The organism is Acidovorax sp. GW821-FHT09B03, from assembly GCF_059418305.1.
In genome coordinates this window covers 76,635-94,327 of the sequence record NZ_JBWKPP010000013.1, presented here as the reverse complement: position 1 = coordinate 94,327, position 17,693 = coordinate 76,635, and the positions used below count along the sequence as shown (strand labels likewise).

At 67.6% G+C, this 17,693-nt stretch carries 16 protein-coding genes; 8 read left to right on the top strand and 8 right to left on the bottom strand.

The features are described from left to right. The first annotated feature begins 43 nt into the window (after positions 1 to 43). Positions 44 to 694, top strand: coding sequence for a GntR family transcriptional regulator (locus AC07PA_RS21545; protein WP_494608916.1), 651 nt, complete (start codon positions 44 to 46; stop codon positions 692 to 694). Positions 695 to 796: 102 nt separating this feature from the next. On the opposite strand, the gene AC07PA_RS21540 is transcribed toward AC07PA_RS21545, so the two are convergent. After that, positions 797 to 1,891 (bottom strand): saccharopine dehydrogenase family protein, encoded by a 1,095-nt coding sequence (locus AC07PA_RS21540; protein WP_494608850.1) that lies wholly within the window; start codon positions 1,889 to 1,891, stop codon positions 797 to 799. 174 nt (positions 1,892 to 2,065) lie between these two features. Here AC07PA_RS21540 and AC07PA_RS21535 point away from each other — a divergent pair, with 174 nt between their 5' ends. Further along, positions 2,066 to 2,527, top strand: a complete 462-nt coding sequence (locus AC07PA_RS21535) for an Lrp/AsnC family transcriptional regulator (RefSeq protein ID WP_007853865.1) — start codon at positions 2,066 to 2,068, stop codon at positions 2,525 to 2,527. Between the two features lie 130 nt (positions 2,528 to 2,657). Here the strand turns inward: AC07PA_RS21535 and AC07PA_RS21530 are convergent, their stop codons facing one another. Next, the gene (locus tag AC07PA_RS21530; RefSeq protein ID WP_494608851.1) at positions 2,658 to 4,091 is read right to left on the bottom strand and encodes a M20/M25/M40 family metallo-hydrolase; all 1,434 of its coding nucleotides are present in this window, start codon (positions 4,089 to 4,091) and stop codon (positions 2,658 to 2,660) included. 242 nt (positions 4,092 to 4,333) lie between these two features. On the opposite strand from AC07PA_RS21530, the gene AC07PA_RS21525 reads away from it, so the two are divergent. Genes AC07PA_RS21525 through AC07PA_RS21515 form a run of 3 tightly spaced genes read left to right on the top strand, consistent with a single transcriptional unit; the run spans position 4,334 to position 7,032 of the window. After that, entirely contained in the window at positions 4,334 to 5,239 is a 906-nt protein-coding gene (locus tag AC07PA_RS21525; RefSeq protein WP_494608852.1) for a hypothetical protein, read from the top strand. 27 nt (positions 5,240 to 5,266) lie between these two features. Continuing rightward, positions 5,267 to 5,890 carry a sigma-70 family RNA polymerase sigma factor gene (locus AC07PA_RS21520; RefSeq protein WP_494608853.1) on the top strand — a complete coding sequence of 208 codons (624 nt, stop codon included), beginning with the start codon at positions 5,267 to 5,269 and terminating at the stop codon, positions 5,888 to 5,890. Beyond that, a complete protein-coding gene (locus AC07PA_RS21515; protein WP_494608854.1) occupies positions 5,887 to 7,032 on the top strand; it encodes an ankyrin repeat domain-containing protein in 1,146 nt (381 codons plus the stop codon). The genes AC07PA_RS21520 and AC07PA_RS21515 overlap by 4 nt, the downstream gene beginning before the upstream one ends. Positions 7,033 to 7,092: 60 nt before the next feature. Here the strand turns inward: AC07PA_RS21515 and AC07PA_RS21510 are convergent, their stop codons facing one another. Both AC07PA_RS21510 and AC07PA_RS21505 read right to left on the bottom strand, forming a co-directional pair. Then, entirely contained in the window at positions 7,093 to 9,639 is a 2,547-nt protein-coding gene (locus AC07PA_RS21510) for a bifunctional diguanylate cyclase/phosphodiesterase (protein WP_494608855.1), read from the bottom strand. 122 nt (positions 9,640 to 9,761) lie between these two features. Continuing rightward, entirely contained in the window at positions 9,762 to 12,029 is a 2,268-nt protein-coding gene (locus AC07PA_RS21505) for an EAL domain-containing protein (RefSeq protein WP_494608856.1), read from the bottom strand. A gap of 106 nt (positions 12,030 to 12,135) precedes the next feature. Between AC07PA_RS21505 and AC07PA_RS21500 the strand changes: the two genes are divergently transcribed. Both AC07PA_RS21500 and AC07PA_RS21495 read left to right on the top strand, forming a co-directional pair. Continuing rightward, a complete protein-coding gene (locus tag AC07PA_RS21500; protein ID WP_494608857.1) occupies positions 12,136 to 12,369 on the top strand; it encodes a hypothetical protein in 234 nt (77 codons plus the stop codon). 206 nt (positions 12,370 to 12,575) lie between these two features. Beyond that, positions 12,576 to 13,379, top strand: a complete 804-nt coding sequence (locus tag AC07PA_RS21495; RefSeq protein ID WP_007853887.1) for an SDR family NAD(P)-dependent oxidoreductase — start codon at positions 12,576 to 12,578, stop codon at positions 13,377 to 13,379. Here the strand turns inward: AC07PA_RS21495 and AC07PA_RS21490 are convergent. The 4 genes from AC07PA_RS21490 to AC07PA_RS21475 are packed head-to-tail and all read right to left on the bottom strand — an operon-like array spanning position 13,361 to position 17,029. Further along, entirely contained in the window at positions 13,361 to 14,803 is a 1,443-nt protein-coding gene (locus AC07PA_RS21490; protein WP_494608858.1) for an MATE family efflux transporter, read from the bottom strand. The genes AC07PA_RS21495 and AC07PA_RS21490 overlap by 19 nt on opposite strands. Next, on the bottom strand, positions 14,800 to 15,276 hold the full coding sequence (locus tag AC07PA_RS21485) for a MaoC family dehydratase (RefSeq protein ID WP_494608859.1): 477 nt from the start codon (positions 15,274 to 15,276) through the stop codon (positions 14,800 to 14,802). Before AC07PA_RS21485 ends, AC07PA_RS21490 begins: the two co-directional genes overlap by 4 nt. A 33-nt stretch (positions 15,277 to 15,309) precedes the next feature. Continuing rightward, positions 15,310 to 16,560, bottom strand: coding sequence for an MFS transporter (locus tag AC07PA_RS21480; protein ID WP_494608860.1), 1,251 nt, complete (start codon positions 16,558 to 16,560; stop codon positions 15,310 to 15,312). Continuing rightward, complete coding sequence (locus tag AC07PA_RS21475) at positions 16,550 to 17,029, bottom strand: MarR family winged helix-turn-helix transcriptional regulator (RefSeq protein WP_494608861.1); 480 nt, start codon at positions 17,027 to 17,029, stop codon at positions 16,550 to 16,552. The genes AC07PA_RS21480 and AC07PA_RS21475 overlap by 11 nt, the downstream gene beginning before the upstream one ends. A gap of 58 nt (positions 17,030 to 17,087) precedes the next feature. Here AC07PA_RS21475 and AC07PA_RS21470 point away from each other — a divergent pair, with 58 nt between their 5' ends. Then, entirely contained in the window at positions 17,088 to 17,639 is a 552-nt protein-coding gene (locus AC07PA_RS21470; RefSeq protein WP_494608862.1) for a PaaI family thioesterase, read from the top strand. Positions 17,640 to 17,693 lie beyond the last annotated feature (54 nt).

Sequence of the window (17,693 nt, the reverse complement as noted above, 5' to 3'; positions counted from 1 at the left end):
CCTCAAAGTATATTCGTGTATCCAATCAAAGTGAATGGCCAGCATGCTTACACCCTTTTCCAGCCCCGCCACGGCCGAGGAAGAAGCCTATCGCTTCCTCCTTGACGGAATCCGCATGGGCCAGTTCAAGGCGGGCGACCGCTTGGTGCCCGAGGAAATTGCGTCGCAATTGGGGATGAGCCGAATGCCGGTGCGCGAGGCGTTCCGGCGCCTTGCAACGCAAGAACTGCTGACCATCCGCCCCAACCGCGGTGCGGTGGTGCGCGGCCTGAACCACCAAGAGGCGATCGAGGTGTTCGAGATGCGTGCGGTGCTCGAAGGTCTGGCAGCAACCGCTGCGCTGGACCGGATCGTCCCTGCAGACATCGATGAACTGGAGCGACGGCTGGACGCCATGGACCGGTGCGCAGAAGATCTTTCCGCGTGGGTGACCGAGCACCGCGACTTCCACCTGTACCTGTGCGGCTTGAGCGCGCGTCCGCGGCTGGTGGCGCAGATTGCGGCGCTTCACGTGTGCATCGAGCCCCATATGCGGCTATGGCTGCAGTCGACCTACAAACCCAGGCCAAGCCGCGAGGAGCACGGCTTCATCATCGACGCGCTGCGCCGCAAGCGCCCGGAATTGATCGAAGCAGTGGTCCGCGAGCACGTCAGCAGCACGTTGGTAACGCTCGCGAAGCTCATGCATCCTTGACCAAGCCGGCAGTCAATTGGATACAGTCTTACAATTTTGGCTTGTTGCCGTAAGCATGTGAAGGGACCGATGGCTTGCGCCAAGGCGGCTGCCCCGCCCTACTCAACCAATCGATTCAACCTGGCGGTACTGTTGATACGCCCGGCCAAAGCGATTGGCCAGGAAGTCCGGGAGGGCCACTTGCTCCTGGCGAATGAACCCGCGCTGGGGCAGCTTCTGCTCCCGAAACAGGTCCAGGGCCGCACAGATCCCCGCAGCGGTTGTGATCTGGATGGCGGACAACGGGTATGCGCCATCACGCTCGGCGAAGATCTTGCGCGCGAATACCTCCTGCACGAGCGAGCCGTTCTTGGTTCCTGAGACGGTGACGAACACCAGCACCACGTCCTGCATGGTGGCGGGCATGCTGCGCCGAAGAACGGTCTTGAGCGTGTCCTGGTCGCTCTTGAGTTGCAGCTCGTCCAGCAGAAATTGCATCAACGCACGATGCCCTGGGTAGCGCACCGTCTTGTAGTCGAGGTTGCGCAGCTTTCCGTCCCACGTCTCGCACAAGGTCCCCAGACCGCCAGACGTGTTGAAGGCTTCGTACTCCACCCCGTCCAGCGAAAAGTGCTCCAGCCCCTCCAGCGGCAGGGCCGAGATCACCCGACCATCGTGTATCGCCTCGCACGGATGGCAATATTCATTGATCAGGCCATCCACGCTCCACGTCAGGTTGTACTTGAGCGCATTCGTGGGAAACGCCGGAAGCGCGCCCACACGCATCTTCACGTCGTGCAGAGCCTCAAAGCCGCTGGCAAGGTGGTGGGCCACTATCCCGATGAAGCCCGGGGCAAGGCCGCACTGCGGCATGAACGCAGTTTCAGCGTCCTGTGCGAGACGCTTGATTTCCTTGGTTGCCGCCACGTCCTCCGTCAGATCGAAGTAGTGGCAACGGGCGCGCAAGGCCGCCTGGGCAGCAGAAATCGCCAGGTGGTACGGGAGCGCATTGACCACTGCGGTGTGTCCGTCCAGGGCATTCGTGAGTTCTTCGGCACTTGATGTGTCGATGCACGTGGTACGGATGCCCTTTTGGGCCAGCCGATCCAATGCTGCCTGGTCGCGGTCGAAGACCGTCAACGCAAAGTCGCCACTGGTGTGCAGCAGTTGGGCAATGGTCTGGCCGATGTGGCCTGCGCCGAGAAGAGCTACTTTCATGCGAGTTTCCTTGAGGAACGTGGTGGGTAGAGGCGATGCACCCCAGTGTTCCGAAACCCGCTGACGAAAAAAAGCATGAGTTCGACGAAATATCCCTCTTCATCGCCGAAATGACAGAAAATACCGCCGAATCGTCACCCTCCATCTTTTTTGACTTCTGCCCCTCGCCTGAACGTGCCGACAAACCTTCCCGAAACACTGCTACGCGACAAATTCGATCGGGAACTCATTGCGCTGCTGCAGGCCAACGCGCGTGAAAGCACCGCCAACCTGGCCCGCAAGCTCGGCGTGGCCAGAACAACGGTCGTGGCACGTCTTGCAAGACTCGAAGCAAACGGCCTCATCGGTGGCTACTCGGTGCGCCTCGGAGGCGAAGCGGTCGCACGGGGCGTACAGGCATTTGTGGGCATCGTGGTGCAGCCCAAAGCTGGCAAAGAAGTCATCAGGGAGCTGACGAAGTTTCCCGAATTGCTCCAGCTTGCATCGGTGAGCGGCGAGTTTGACTACATGGCCACCCTTCGGGCAGACAACACGGCGCGGCTTGACGTGCTGCTTGATCAAATTGGGGAGATCGAGGGAGTCACTAGAACAAACACCTCGGTCATTCTCGCCCTTCGAATCGACAGAGGTGGCTAGGCGGACACTGCAATCAGCATGACTGAAGCTGCACGTGTCAGCCCCGCCAAACCCGGCCGCTCGCAACTGAGGTTCCCACCGGCCTTGCGCGGCCAGACACGGGAACCGCCGATGCTCCAGCCTTGATCCTTCAAGGCTGGGACGCCAGGCGCTTGATGAGCTGGTACATGAACTCGCGGCCCTTGAGCAGTTCGGCCACGCCGATGTTCTCGTCAAGGGCGTGCACCCCCGTCTTGTCGGGATCGACGAACAGTCCGGACACGCCGTACATGGGGATGCCCGCAGCGCGGAAATGGCGGCTGTCCGTGGTGCTGACCCCCATGGTCGGCACCACGGGAACCCCTGGCCACATGCTACCGCTGATGGACTCGACGACCTGCATGAGTTCCGGCTTGAGCGGCGAACCGGGTGCCGGCTCTTCGCGCACCTGCTGCGTCACCTTGACCTTGGGGCCTGCGATCTCGCGCAGCTTCTGCTCCACGAATTCCAGATCCTGGCCGGGCAGTGCACGGCAGTTGATGGTGGCCTTGGCGCTTTGGGCCTGCGCATTGACGGCATGGCCGGCCTGCACCATGGTGGCCACGCAGGTGGTGCGCAGCAGGCCGATGATGGGGCCGCGGTTGGACAGCCGCTCCACCACGTCGGCCGGCGGATTTCCGCCCGCCACCGCCAGGAAATCCGCACGCACGTCTTCAGCCTGCATGGGGGCGCTGCGTTCGAAATAGGTGCGCGCCGCCGGGTTGATGTCGACCGGAAAGCGGTACTGCCGCAGGCGCACCAGGGCTTCGGCCAGGTCGTAGATGGTGTTGGCCGGGGTGGGCCGGGCGCTGTGCGCGCCCGGGCCGGTGGCCTCGAACTGGTACTGGAGAAAGGTCTTCTCCCCGATCTGCATCACATGCGCATGGGGCTTGCCGTTCTTGAGTTCGCCGCGGCCGCCCTCGTTGATGCCGAATTCCGCGTCGACGTCCTGGCGGCGATTCTTGAGCAGCCAGGAAGCCCCGTTGGCCGGTGAATCCCCCAACTCTTCGTCCGCTGTCAGCGCCAGCACGATGTCGCGGTTGGGCTTGAAGCCCTCGCGGCGCAACTGTGCAAGCGCAGAGACGTAGGAGGCGGCCATGGCCTTGTCGTCGATGGCGCCGCGGGCGATGTAGCGGCCGTCGACCTCCTGCAGCTTGAAGGGATCGGTTTTCCAGTCTTCGCGGCGGGCCTCCACCACGTCGATGTGGGCCAGCAGCAGCAGCGGCCTCTTCTGTCCCGTGCCCTTGTAGCGGCCCAGCAGGTTGCCCTTGCGCGGGTACGGCTCGATGACCTCGAAGTCGCCCGGAGCAAACCCCGCGTCCAGCAGCCGCTGCCGCATGGCCTGCGAGGCCTCCGTGGTGCTGCCCACCGAGTCCGTGGTGTTGATCTCTATCAGCTGCTTGTAGATGCTCTTGAAGGTGTCGACCTCGGAGTCGGCGGCCGATGCGGCCGGCGACGCACACAGCAGGGAAGCAGCAGCCACGGCACTGGCCAGCGACAGCGGAGTGCGCCGCAGGCGGGCGGCGAAGGAGAACGGTACGGACATGGTGGAACTCTCGTTGTTGGATGGTTTTGGGCCAGTTTGCTGCCTGCACCTGTCAATGCGCTGTCGGGTGCGTAAGGGGTTTCCCGGATCAACGCGGCTCCGGGCGTGGCCTGCCTGCTACCTGTCAGCGCCCTTCCCCACCACGCCGTCGGGGCATCGGAAATTTTTTTGCGCATCTTCAACCCCATTTCTCCGCCCCGTTCGTTTCACCCAGTACCAACACTTTGATTGATGGAGCTGCCATGAAATCCGGTTCACTGATCCTTCCCGCACTGACGGCATTGGCCGCCATGCTGTCGCTGGCCGGCCTGCCTGCCCAGGCCATCGGCCGCCTGGCCGACGTCACCATCGTGGACCGGGATACCGGCGCCACGCTGCCGGTGCACTACGCCAAAGGCGAATACTGGGTGGCCGGCCGGCCCGGCGCGCGCTATGCCGTCACCGTGCACAACCGCACCGGCGAGCGCGTGCTGGCCGTGCCGTCGGTGGATGGCGTGAACGTGCTTAGCGGCGAAACCGCGGCGTGGGACCAGCGCGGCTATGTGTTCTCGGCCTATGAGCGCTACCAGATCACCGGCTGGCGCAAGAGCAGCAGCGCGGTCGCCGCGTTCGAGTTCTCCAGCGTCGCCAACTCCTATGCGGGCCGCACCGGCCGCCCGGCCAATGTGGGGGTGATCGGCGTGGCGCTGTTCCGTGAGCAGCAGCCCCTGCCGGCACCCGTGGTCACCCCCGAGCCCTACAGCCAGCGCCGCGACAGCAGCAGCAATGACAGTGCCGGCCTGGGGCGCCTGCGCGAGGAGCCGGCGGCACCTGCCGCCGCAGCCGCACCGGCCGCCGCAGCCGCACCGGCCCCGGCGCAGGAAGCCGAGTCCTCAGCGCGCGCTCTTGGCGCAGGCAGCCTGGCGAAGGCGGCGCCGGCGCCATCGGCCAAGCTTGGCACGGCGCATGGCCAGCGCGAGACCTCCGTGGTCTCGCACACCAGCTTCACGCGCATGCAGGAGCGCCCCAACGAAGTCATCAGCATCCGCTACGACAGCCGCGAGAACCTGGTGGCCTACGGCGTGATTCGCGAGCAACCGGTGCGCCCGCCGATCCCGCGCGCCTTTCCCCAGTCGGATGCGGTTTCCTATGTGCCCGACCCCAGGTGACCGACCCCAGCCCAGCTTCGCCGGGGGATGAGGCCCCCGCATAATGCGCAGGTGCAGACCGCCCAGTCCCCCGACGATGCCGACGAGACGCTGATGCTGCGCTATGCGGCCGGCGACATGGGCGCGTTCGACACGCTGTACGGCCGGCACGAGCTGGCCGTATGGCGCTTCGTGCTGCGCAGCGTGAAGGTCCAGGCGGTGGCGGACGACCTGCTGCAGGACGTCTGGTTTGCCGTGGCGCGCAACGCAGCCAGCTATGAAGTCAAGGCGAAATTCCGCACCTGGCTGTTCACCCTGGCCCACAACCGGCTGGTGGACCACCTGCGCACCACCCGCAACCACGCCAGCCTGGATGCGGACGACGGCGACGGCAGCGGCGCAGGAGGCTCCGGCCTGGCCGACACGCTGGCGGCCGACTCCGGCTTCGGCCCGGTGCGGCAGCTGCAGTCGCGCGAGCAGGCGGCTGCCCTGATCGCTGCGGTCGAGCAATTGCCGTTCGAGCAGCGCGAGGCCTTTCTTCTGCAGGCCGAAGGCGACCTCAGCGTGCAGGAGATCGCGCAAACGACCGGCGTCCATTTTGAAACCGCCAAGAGCCGCCTGCGCTATGCGCGCACCAGCCTTCGCCAACAGCTACAGGAGTTTGCACCATGAGCGCGCGGGACGACGAGCTGACCCAGCGGTACCGCGAAGCCAGCGAACAGGACGGTGCCCGCCCCGGCGCCCATGTCCGCGACGCCGTGCGTGCCCATGCCCAGATGCTGGCAGCGGCCACGGCCGCCCTGCCCGCCTCCCCTGCCCCCCAGCAGCCTGCCGCCAACCAGTCGCGCTGGAAGGTATCGGCTCTGGCCACCGTCGCCGTGGTGGGACTGACCGGCCTGCTGCTGCTGCAGTTCCAGCGCGGCACGCCCGAGGAGCAGGAAATCGCCTACGGCCAGCGCCGCGCCGCCCCCTCCGCCAGCGTGCAGGCACCCGCCACTGCGCCGCCGGCACCTGCAGCCACGCCACAAGCCCCTGCGGCCGCCGCTCCCGAGCCCTCCGCGCCCGCGCCATTGCAACGCAGCGCCCATGAGGAGGCCAGCGCACTGGCCAGGCCCCAGGCCCACAAGCCCGCCGCACCGGCGCCAGGGCCCACCCGGCCGCTGGCCAAGACGGCGCCGGCCCCCGCCATCCAGGAGGCCCAAGCTCCACCAGCGCCAGGGAACGTCGGCGCCGTGTCGGGCTTCCCCGCCTCCCCAGCCGCCGCGCCGACACTGCCTTCCACGCCCCCACGCACGGAAATGCGCGAGCGCCTGGCGGCCCAGGATGCAGCGGTCGCGAAATCGGCGGCGCCACCGCCACCGTCTCCTTCGGCGGCAGCCCCTGCAGCGGCCGCTGAAGCCGCTCGCTCGTACCTGCCAGAACCCGCGCGGCCTGCGGCACAGGCAGCAGCAGCGGGCAGCGGCCTGCGGCGAGACGGTGCGGCGGACAACCGCCTGGCCGCGGCCGCCCCGCGCGCCGACAGCGGGCGCAGCAGCGCCGCGCTGCCGGACGGCCTGCGTGAAGCGGCCCGCGCAGGCCGTACCCCAGAGGTCGAAAGCCTCATCGCCCAAGGCGCCGCCATCGACGCCCGCGACAATCTGGGCAGGACGGCGCTGATGCTCGCCGCCGCCAACGGCCAGACCACCACGGTCCAGAGGCTGCTGGCCCTGGGCGCCAACCCCGCCTTGGTGGACCATGAAGGCCTGAGCGCGGCCCAGCAAGCCAGAAGGTTGGGCCACACCCGCATTGCGGAGCTGATCGACGCCGGCTCCTGAGGCCGCCAGCCGGTTCCCCACTGCGGGCGTCGAGGGGCCGCCTTTTGCCGGCCCGCAGGCCTATTTCAAACCCTGGCCCGACCCATCCAGGTTGCGCTGGGCCAGGTTCATGTGCTCCAGCGGCGCCGGGCGCCCGAACCAGTAGCCCTGGGCGCTGCCGCAGCCCATCTGCAGCAGGCACCGGGCCTGGGCCTCGGTCTCGACGCCCTCGGCCACCACGGTTACGCCAAAGCCCTTGGCCATGTGCAGCACGGCCGTGACGATGGCGGCGTTCTGGGAAGATTCGACCAGGTCGCGCACGAAGGTCTGGTCGATCTTCAGGCAGTCGAAGGGCAGCCGGCTCAGGTAGGCCAGCGACGAGTAGCCCGTGCCGAAGTCGTCGATGGCGATCTTCAGCCCCAGTGCGCGCAGGCGCGAGAGCTGCTGGTGCGTGACGGCGTCGCCCTCGATCAGCACCGATTCGGTGAGCTCCAGCGTCAGGTGGCGCGCCGGCAGGCCGCTGGCCTCCAGCGTGCGCTGCACCTGCTCGACAAAGTCCGACTGGATCAGTTGTCGCGCCGACACATTGACATGCAGGCCGAAGTCGTCGGGCAACTGCGGCAATTGCTGGGCGATGTCCCGGGTGGCCCGCAGCATGACCCAGTCGCCCAGCGCCAGGATCAGGTCGCTTTCCTCGGCCATGGCGATGAACACACCCGGCGGCACCATGCCGCGCGTGGGGCTGCGCCAGCGCAGCAGGGCCTCGGCACCCGTCACGCGGCCTGTGGTCAGGTCGATCACCGGCTGGTAGTGCACGAGGAACTGGTCCTTGTCCAGGGCCTGCCGCAATTCGGACGCCAGCCGCGTGCGCTCCATCGACTGGTCTGCCATGCCGGGCTCGAACACCATCCACTGGCTCTGGCCATGGCGCTTGGCCTCACCCAGGGCGATGCTGCCGTTGCGCAGCCACTCCGCCAGCTCCTCCCCGCGCAGATGTCCCGCCACCAGGCCCACCGAGGCATGCACCATGACCTCGTCGGCCCCCGCCGAGAAGGGGGTGGCAAACAGGCCCAGCACAGCCTTGCCAAAGCGCTCCGCAGACTGCTCCCCCTCCTCCACCAGGCTCAGCAGGGCAAACTCGTCCCCACCCACGCGGGCGAGCAGCACGGGCGCGGGAAAATGCCCGCGCAGCCGGTTGGCAACCGCCTGCAGCATGCGGTCACCCGTGCCATAGCCCACGCTGTCGTTGATGGCGCGAAAGGCGTTCAGCCCCACGAGGCTGAGCACCGCGCGCTTGGGCTCCGCCCACTGCACCTGCTCCAGCAGCCCCCGGCGCGTGAGCAGCTGGGTCAGGCTGTCGTGGGTGAGCAGCTCCTGCATCTGCAGGAACGAGCGCTGCAGCCGGTGTGACATTTCATTGAAGGCGAGCACCAGGACCGTGGTTTCCCGCAAGGGGCTGGGGGCGGCGATGTCGGTGTCCCAATCGCCCCGCGCGATCCGGTTGGCCGCCTCGGCGGTCCTGAGGATGGGCCGCGCAGCCCACTGGATCACCCACAGGCCGAGCAGCAGACCGATGATGGCAATGGCCCCGGCGGCCAGCAACGCTCCCTGGCCGGCACTGCGGGTGTCGCCGAGCAGCTCCGACTCGGGCAGCAGCACCACGATGCGCCAGTCGATGCCGCGCCGGTCCGCATAGGGCGTGACGCGGCCGAAGTAGCGCGCATCCAGGTGCTGGAAGTGGAAGCTGCCACCGGCAGCGGCCGGAACTTCGCGCAGGTAGCTCTCGGCCGTGCGGATCTGGGGGCTGGTGCTTTCCGAAATGCGCAGGCGCTCCCGCTGGCCGGCGGCATTGCGCCGCTCGCCGAGCACCGAGCCCGGCTCCGAATGGGCCACGATCAGGCCCTGCGCATCGACGATGAAGATCTGCCCCTGCCCGCGCAGCGGGTCCTCGCGCAGAAAGCGGTTCAGGCTGTCCAGCCGGACATCGGCCTCCATGACGCCCAGCAGGCTGCCATCGGCCACCACAGGGGTTGCCGCCGAAATGGTGATGTCCCCGCGCTCCCCGGCGGTGGTGTAGATGGGCGACCAGCGCGGCTGGCCCGACCCGGCCACTGGGGCATACCAGGGGCGCACGCGCGGGTCGTAGTTGGGAAAGGCCGCCGCCACCTTGCGCAGCGTATCGTCCTCGTACACATTCATCATGCCGCCCGTCGTGGCATCCTTGAGGATCAGCCGAAAACCCTCGCCGGGCTCGCGGCGGATGCCGGTGTACTCCCCTGCCCGGCTCCCAAAGCTCAGCAGGCTGATCTGCTGCTGCCCGGCATACAGGTCGGAAAACACCCCCCGCAGGTGGGTGTACACAGGGCGCAGGTTGCCTTCCTGGTACAGGCCATGGCGGCTGATAGCGTCGGCCACCGTGCTCTGGATCAGAAAAGGGGTTTCGAGGAATTCCGCCAGGCGCGCGCGCGAATTGCTGGTCAGGGCCTCCAGCACGCGCACACTCTCCTGGTCGATCAGCTGGCTGATCTGCCGGTGCTGCGTGACTGCCTGCAGCACGACCGTGGCCATGAACAGCGCCGCAAAAGGCACTGCAATGGCGGTCCGCAGAGACAGCTGGAAGGCACGCATCCTCATTTGCTCCGGTTACGCGCACGCTGCATGCAACACGCATGCCTGCGCGGGCGGCGCCATGGCGTACCGGCCGTTCAGCGCAGAACGCCGCCAGGGGTCGATGCGCCTTCGGGCGGATGTCATGGGAGCACAGCCCGGTGCCCCTCGAGCACCTGCGCGAGCGGTACTGGGTGGCCTACGGCATAGCCCTGGGCATAGTGCACCCCGATCTTCTGCAATATGCCCACCAGGGCCGGGCTCTCGACGAACTCGGCCACGGTGCGCTTGCCCATCAGGCAGCCGATCTCGTGGATGGACTTGACCATGGCCAGGCTCACCGGGTCGCGGTCGATGTCGCGCACGAACTGGCCATCGATCTTGAGCACGTCGACCGGCAGGTTGCGCAGGTAGGCAAACGAAGACAGGCCGCTGCCAAAGTCATCGAGCGAGATCTTGCAGCCGCTGGCACGCAAGGCCTCGATGAAGTGGTTGGCCGTGTGCAGGTTGCTGATGGCTGCCGTCTCGGTGATTTCAAAGCACAGCTTGGAGCACGGCACATCGGCATGCTGCAGCGCCTGCAGCACGAAGGCGGTGAAGGCCGCATCCCCGAGCGACTGGCCCGACAGGTTGATCGAGCACTGACCGATGCGGTCCTGCTGCTCCACCACCCAGCGCAATGCATGGGTCACCACCCAGCGGTCCACGCGGGCGGCCAGGTGGTAGCGCTCGGCCGCCGGCATGAAGCGGCCCGGCAGCACCAGCTCGCCCTGCTCGCTGCGGATGCGCAGCAGGATCTCGCAATGCAGGCCCTGCTCATCCCCGCCCTGCAGCGGCACGATGGGTTGCGCGAACAGCTCGAAGCGGTCGTGCAGCAGGGCATGCTCGATGCGGCTCACCCACTCCATGACGCCATAGCGCTGCGCCAGCGCAGGGTCGTCGATGGCGTACAGATGGATGCGGTTGCGGCCCGCGTCCTTGGCCACGTAGCAGGCGCTGTCCGCGGCCTGCAGCAAGGCGCCCACGCTTTCGGTCTGGGCATCGAACGCCACCATGCCGATGCTGACGCCCACGCCAAAGCGCTGCTCCAGCCACACGAAGTGGTAGCGGGCCAGCGCTTGCTGCAGCCGGTCGGCAAGCTGCAGGGCAGAAGCCACGCTGCGCTTCGTGAGCAGGATGCCGAATTCATCCCCGCCGATGCGGCACAGCAGGTCCTGCTCGTCCAGCAGGCTGGCAAACAGGCCGGATATCTCGCGCAGCATGGCATCGCCTGCCGTGTGGCCACAGGTGTCGTTGACCACCTTGAATTCGTCCAGATCCAGGTAGCACACCACGTCGTGGCGTGCCGTGCCCCGCGTCCCTTCGAAGGCGCAGGCCAACGCCCGCTCGAATGCACGCCGGTTGCCCAGACCGGTCAGTTCGTCGTGCAGGGCCTGGTAGGCGATCTCGTGGCTCAGGCGGCGCTGCTCCGTCACGTCGCGGAACACCAGCACGGCGCCCTGCACCTCGCCATCGGCGTCCTTGATGGGCGATGCCGTCGCCTCCACCAGCACCCGGCCGCCCTGCAGGGGTTGCAGTTGCAGCTCCGGGTAGCGCAGGGCCTGCGCGGCGGCAATGGCGCCGGCCATCATGTCGGGCGCCGGTTCCCCGGCCCCCTCGGGCCCGAGCAGCCGGAACACCTCGCCATAGGGCTTGCCCACGGCAGCGGTCAGGCTCCAGCCGGTCAGCGCCTCGGCAGCCGGGTTGATGTAGAGCAGATCCCCCTGGGCATTGGTGGAAATCACCGCATCGCCGATCGAGTGCAGCGTGACCTGCAGGCGCTCCTTCTCGTGGTAGAGCGCGTCCTCGGCGTCCTTGCGGGCCTGCATGAAGCGCACCCGGTCCATGGCCACGGCCACATGGGCCCCCATGGCCTGCATGAAATCGATCTGCCAGGGCAAGGGCGGGCGCACACCTTCCGCATCGCCATAGGTGCCCATGCCCACCGCGCCCAGCCGCTGCTCTGCCAGGATCAAGGGGATGTTGATGATGGTGCGGTTGTGCAGCGCCGCCACGATCTCCTTGTTGGTGCGCGGGTCGGTGCGGGCGTCGGCCACCACCACCACGTGGTCCGCAGCCATGATCTCCTGCACCATGCTGTCGCCGGCAATGGGGATTTCGGTGGTGTCGACGGCCCGGGCGAACGCCGGGTCGCTGATCTGGCTGGAATGCAACAGGATCGAGACAAACCCCGGCTTGAGCCCATAGACGCCCAGCCAGCAATGGGGATAGCCCAGCACCTGCTCCGCCACGGGGGACACCGCATCCAGGATGTCGGACAGGGTCCACGCACGTTCCAGGCGCCTGCACAGCTGCAGCAAGGCCTTGGCGTGCGAAGGCGCTTCGGTCGTGGTGGCCGTCAGGTCGCTCATGGTTGGAGTGTATCCAAGGGTTTCAGCAAATCCCGGCATTCGGACATTTGTTGATGATTGTTTACACCCATGCAACGGGCATTCGTGCTGTGATAGCTTGCGCCCCATGGAGTATGTCGATTTCTTGGTGTCCTGGCTGGCCGGCAACCCCCGCATGGTGACCGCCTGGGCGGTGGTATTGATGCTGGCGCTCGCCTGGCTATGGCGCGGCCACCGCGCCAGCCGGGAGCGCGCCCGCTTCAAGCCCGTGTTGCGCCCCCGCACACGGCAGATGGCCCACAAGGCGACGGGCACCACCTCCACCCCCAAAACCCTCCGCCGAGGCCCTCCGCGCCGCTAGTGTCCTGTCCCGCAAATAAATGCCAATAAAACCGTGCCTTTCACGCCAGGGCCGCGTTGCAAATCCTCGCGATAGCTACGGCTATCGCTGCGGTTTGCGCCTTGCCTTGGCGCGAAATCCATCGGTTTTATTTTTGGCATCTATTTACGGGCCAGAACACTAGGCAGACGCCGGCGCGTGGCCTGCAACCCGCTACCATCCCGGGCATGACATTCCCTGCCGCGCCCTCTTCCATCGCTTCGTCCACTGTCCACTTCGGCCACCAGGGCCGGGTCTGCATCGTCACCGGGGGTGCCCAGGGCATCGGCGAGGCCTGCGTGCGGCGCTTTGCCCGCGAAGGCGCCCACACCGTGATCGCCGATGTCGACGATGCCCGTGGCAATGCACTGGCCCAGGAGCTCGGCGCCCTGTACGTGCGCTGCGACGTGGGCGACAAGACCCAGGTAGACGCCCTCGTGGAGCGCACGCTGCAGGCCCATGGCCGGGTGGACGTGCTGGTGAACAACGCGGGCATTTTCCGCGCCGCGGATTTCCTCGAGGTGACCGAAGAGGACTTCGATGCCGTGCTGCGCGTCAACCTCAAGGGCTCGTTCCTGGTGGGCCAGGCCGTGGCGCGGGCCATGGTGGCCTCGGGCGGCGGCTCCATCGTCAACATGAGCTCGGTCAATGGCGTGCTCACCATTCCCAGCATTTCCAGCTACAACGTGAGCAAGGGCGGCATCAACCAGCTCACGCGCGTGATGGCCCTGGCCCTGGCAGACAAGAACGTGCGCGTGAATGCCGTGGCGCCCGGCACCATCGCCACCGAACTGGCCGCCAAGGCCGTGCTCACCAGCGACGAGGCCAAGGCGAAGATCATGTCGCGCACGCCGATGAAGCGCCTGGGCGACCCGGCCGAGATCGCCGACGTGGTGGCCTGGCTGGCCAGCGATGCAGCCAGCTACGTCACAGGCGAAATCGTCACGGTGGACGGCGGCCGCATGACCCTCAACTACACCGTACCCGTCTGACGCCTGAGCAGCCCTGCCGGGCTGCTCGGCCAGCCCACACGGCCGAACCAGGCGCCGCCGGCAATGGCCCAGCCGATCACGATGCCATAGACCACCAGGGCCACGCCCTGGGCCGCGAACACGCCGGCCAGGCCGCCGTCCCAGCGCAGCGCCAGCCAGCCGCCCACCACGGCCACCACCAGGCGCGCCAGGTTGCCGGCCACGGGCCAGAACAGCCGGCCCGCGCCCTGCGAGGCAAAGTACAGCACCAGCCCCAGGCCGAAGAAGCCATAGACCGGCCCCACCGAGCGCAGGTACTGGCTGCCTGCGGCGATCATGGCCGGGTCGCTGGCGAACAGCGACAGCCAGGTGGCGGGGAACATCGCCGCCCACAGGCCGATGGCCTCGGTCATGCCGAACGCCATGGCGGCGCCGATCCAGGTGGCGCGCAGGGCGCGTTCGCGCTGACCGGCGCCGATGCAGGTGCCGACCATGGCCACCAGGGGCGCACCAAAGCCGAACACCAAAGGCACCAACAGGTACTCGAGCCGCGACGCCGTGCCGTAGCCGGCGATGGCCGCCGTGCCGAAACCGCCCACCAGCGCCGTGGTGACGCCGATGGCCACATTGGTCGCCACGGTGGAGACCGCCCCCACCAGGCCTACGCGCAGGATGTCGGCGAACAGTGGCCAGCGCAGCTGCAGCCCCTTGAACGAGGGCCGCAGCAGGCTGCGCGGCGACCACAGGTACCAGGCCAGCACGGCACTGCCCAGCACGTAGTAGGCCATGAGCGCGATGGCCCCGCCCGCAATGCCCAGGCCCGGCAGCGGGCCCCAGCCAAAGATCAGCAGCGGCGACAGCGGGATGAGCACCAGCGCGCCCCACACCGTGACATAGGCCGGCACCGCCATGTTGCCCGTGCCGCGGATGATGGCCGCCAGGGTGTTGAACACCCAGACGCAGATGGCGCCGGCAAACACCCAGTTCGAATAGATGAGCGCCGCCTCCAGCGCGCCCCCTGCCCCGCCCATGCGGGTGTAGAGCCAGCGCCCGCCGCCGACCACGGCCACGCTGAAGCACAGCGCAAACACCAGGCCGATGACCAGGGCATGCAGCACCAGCGCATCGGCATCGTCCTTGCGCCGGGCACCCAGCGCCCGCGCAATGGCCGCCGCCACGCCGCCGCCGATGGCACCGGCCGACATCATCTGCATCAGCATCACCACCGGGAACACCAGGGCCATGCCGGCCAGCGCATCGGTACCGAGCTTGCCCACGAAATACGTCTCGATCAGGCCCACGCCGGCCTGGGCCAGCATCACCAGCACGTTGGGCAGCGCCAGGCGCAGCAGCGTGGGGGCGATGGGCGCCTCCAGCAGCATGCGGGTGCGCGGGTTGATGGCTGCCGCGCCCGCAGCGGTGGCTGGACTGGCAACAGCGCTCATGGTGCAGCCCCGGGCTTGCGCGGCACGACGATGCGCACGGTGGAGACCTGCAGCACCTCGTCGTTCTGGTTGCGCGTTTCGCTGCGGATGGTGACCATGCCCCGGTCGGGCTTGGACTTGGAGGGGTTGGCCTCCACCACCTCGCTCACCACGTGCAGCACGTCAGTGGCCCGGGTGGGCCGGGGCCAGCTCACCTCGCCGCTCGCGCCGACGATGCCGCCGGCCACAGGCAGCCCCGTGGTCACCTGCAGCCGCATGGTGATGGCCGCCGTGTGCCAGCCGCTGGCGGCCAGGCCGCCGAACAAGGTGCCCTTGGCGGCCTCGTCGTCCATGTGGAAGGGCTGCGGATCGAATTGCCTGGCAAAGGCGATGATCTGCCCGGCGTCCATCGCATGCTCGCCGCTCTTGAAGCGGCGGCCCACGGCCATGTCGTCGAAATACAGGGGTTGCAATGCAGTGGTGGTATCGGTCATGGTCACAGGCTCATTGAAAACGGTGCCGGGGAATCAGGCGGCTGCGGGGACCAGGCGCTTCAGGGGCGCTTCGCGTATCGGCAGGTTCACCAATGCGGCGCCCAGGGCCAGCGCGATGTCGATGTACCAGACCCAGTCGTAGCTGCCCGTGGCCTGGAACACGCTGCCGCCCAGGTAGGCGCCGAAGAAGCCGCCGATCTGGTGCGAGAGCATCACCACGCCGAACAGCATGGCCATGTTGGCCGTGCCGAACATCTTGGCCACCAGGCCGGCCGTGGGTGGCACGGTGGACAGGAAACTCACGCCCATCACGGCGGCAAAGACCAGCATCACGGCCGTGGTCTTGGGCGCCAGCAGGAAGACCAGCACCGCAATGCCGCGCGTGGCGTACAGGATGGAGAGCAGCGACTTCATGCGCCAGCGCCCCACGGCCCAGCCCATGGCCAGGCTGCCGATGATGTTGAACAGCCCGATCATGGCCAGCGACCAGCCGCCGACTTCGGGTGGCAGCCCGCAGGCCGCTATCACGCCCGGCAGGTGCGTGGCCAGAAAGGCCACATGGAAGCCGCAGACCAGGAAGCCCGCCGACAGGTACAGGTAGCTGGGCGTGGCCAGCGCCTGTGCGATGGCCTGGCGCGCAGTCAGCGCCTTGACGCCCGATACCGCGGCCGCCTGGGCCGCCAGCGCCTTGGAATTGCCCTTGAGCACGAAGGCCGTCGGCAGCGCCAGCAGCACCAGCACACCCAGCCACTGCATGGCACTGGCCCAGCCCACGGCGGCCGTGAGGCCGATGGCAATCGGCGCCATCGCAAACTGGCCGAAGGAGCCGCCTGCATTCACGATGCCGGTGGCCAGGCCGCGTTTGGCCGGGGGTACCAGGCGGGTGCTCGCCGCCATCAGAACCGATGGCCCTGCCATGCCCGCACCGCCCGCGGCCAGCACGCCGATGGCGAAGATCAGGCCCGCAGTCGTCGTCATCAGCGGCGTGATGATGGTGCCCAGGGCCACCAGCGCCACGCCCAGCAGGATCACCCGGCCGGTGCCGATGCGGTCCGCCACGGCGCCCGCAAACGGCTGGGTCAGGCCCCACCACAGCTGGCCAAAGGCAAAGGCCAGGCTGATGCTGCCCACCCCCAGGCCGGTGGAAGTGTTGAGGGCCGAGAGGAACAGCCCCATGGTCTGGCGCGTGCCCATGGTCAGGGCAAAGGCGCCTGCGGCGGCCAGCAGCACCAGCCAGATGGCGATCGATCGGTTGGGAGAGGTTGCGTTCACATCATTCGCCATGGTCAAGCTCCGACACGGGGGACAACAATTCGAGGCACTCATCGGCCAGGGTGTGCAGCGCCATCACCCGTTCCAGGCCCAGCAGGTCGTTGAGCGACAGCTGCGCCACCTTCCAGCAGCGCTGGGCCTCGGCGCGCTTGTCGCGGCCCGCGTCGGTGATGTGCACCAGGCGGCTGCGCGCGTCGGCGCCCGCCTCCAGCGTCACCCAGCCGGCATCCACCAGCGGGCGCAGGTTGCGCGTGAGCGTAGAGGCATCCATCTTCATCTCCGCCGCCAGGTCGCCCGGGCGGATGGGCCCGAGCTTGAACACGTGCGACAGCAGCGAGTACTGCGTGGTCTTGAGCCCGCACTTGGCCATCTCGGCGTCGTAGTGCTGCCCCACCCGGCGCAGCAGCTGGCGCAGCTTGAAGTTGGTACAGCCCTGGGGACGCCCGGCTGCGGTGGGCGGGATGGTGATTTCGGCTTGCATGGAATTGATTGTATCTGCAATAATTGCATATGCAACACTTCAATCGAAAGAAGACCCCATGACACAGCACAACCAACTCGAACAATGGCTTGCCCTGGAGCAAGAGGTGATGGCCCGCATGGACGGCGGCGTAGGCCCCGGCGTGGCGCGGCCCGACCAGGTGGCCGGCCTCACCGGCCTGCAGATGATGCAGGCCATGCTGCGCGGCGAACTGCCCTACCCGCCCATCGCGCGCACGCTCGACTTTCGCCTGGTGGAGGTCGGCGAAGGCCTGGCCGTCTTCCAGGGCACACCCGGCGTGGAGCACCTGAACCCCATGGGCACCGTGCACGGCGGCTGGTTCGCCACCCTGCTCGACTCGGCCCTAGGCTGCGCGGTGCACACCCGCATGCTGCCCGGGCGCGGCTACACCACGGCCGAGCTGGGCGTGAACCTGGTCAAGGCCATCACCCCCAAGGTACAGCGCGTGCGCGCCGAAGGCCGGGTGATCCACTGTGGCCGCCAGCTGGCCACGGCCGAGGCGCGCCTGGTGGGCCCCGACGGCACCCTGTACGCCCACGCCACCACCACCTGCCTGGTCTTCGATCTGCCGACGCAAGCAAAGGCCTAAGACTCCTGCAGCAAGGAAGGGATACACGGAGGGCTCGATCCGAGCCTTCCCGCG

Excerpts from the sequence above, each read along its gene's own strand:
- AC07PA_RS21545 (WP_494608916.1), top strand. The coding sequence starts at position 44 with ATGCTTACACCCTTTTCCAGCCCCGCCACGGCCGAGGAAGAAGCCTAT.
- AC07PA_RS21540 (WP_494608850.1), bottom strand. The coding sequence starts at position 1,891 with ATGAAAGTAGCTCTTCTCGGCGCAGGCCACATCGGCCAGACCATTGCC.
- AC07PA_RS21530 (WP_494608851.1), bottom strand. The coding sequence starts at position 4,091 with ATGTCCGTACCGTTCTCCTTCGCCGCCCGCCTGCGGCGCACTCCGCTG.
- AC07PA_RS21525 (WP_494608852.1), top strand. The coding sequence starts at position 4,334 with ATGAAATCCGGTTCACTGATCCTTCCCGCACTGACGGCATTGGCCGCC.
- AC07PA_RS21520 (WP_494608853.1), top strand. The coding sequence starts at position 5,267 with ATGAGGCCCCCGCATAATGCGCAGGTGCAGACCGCCCAGTCCCCCGAC.
- AC07PA_RS21515 (WP_494608854.1), top strand. The coding sequence starts at position 5,887 with ATGAGCGCGCGGGACGACGAGCTGACCCAGCGGTACCGCGAAGCCAGC.
- AC07PA_RS21510 (WP_494608855.1), bottom strand. The coding sequence starts at position 9,639 with ATGCGTGCCTTCCAGCTGTCTCTGCGGACCGCCATTGCAGTGCCTTTT.
- AC07PA_RS21505 (WP_494608856.1), bottom strand. The coding sequence starts at position 12,029 with ATGAGCGACCTGACGGCCACCACGACCGAAGCGCCTTCGCACGCCAAG.
- AC07PA_RS21500 (WP_494608857.1), top strand. The coding sequence starts at position 12,136 with ATGGAGTATGTCGATTTCTTGGTGTCCTGGCTGGCCGGCAACCCCCGC.
- AC07PA_RS21495 (WP_007853887.1), top strand. The coding sequence starts at position 12,576 with ATGACATTCCCTGCCGCGCCCTCTTCCATCGCTTCGTCCACTGTCCAC.
- AC07PA_RS21490 (WP_494608858.1), bottom strand. The coding sequence starts at position 14,803 with ATGAGCGCTGTTGCCAGTCCAGCCACCGCTGCGGGCGCGGCAGCCATC.
- AC07PA_RS21485 (WP_494608859.1), bottom strand. The coding sequence starts at position 15,276 with ATGACCGATACCACCACTGCATTGCAACCCCTGTATTTCGACGACATG.
- AC07PA_RS21480 (WP_494608860.1), bottom strand. The coding sequence starts at position 16,560 with ATGGCGAATGATGTGAACGCAACCTCTCCCAACCGATCGATCGCCATC.
- AC07PA_RS21475 (WP_494608861.1), bottom strand. The coding sequence starts at position 17,029 with ATGCAAGCCGAAATCACCATCCCGCCCACCGCAGCCGGGCGTCCCCAG.
- AC07PA_RS21470 (WP_494608862.1), top strand. The coding sequence starts at position 17,088 with ATGACACAGCACAACCAACTCGAACAATGGCTTGCCCTGGAGCAAGAG.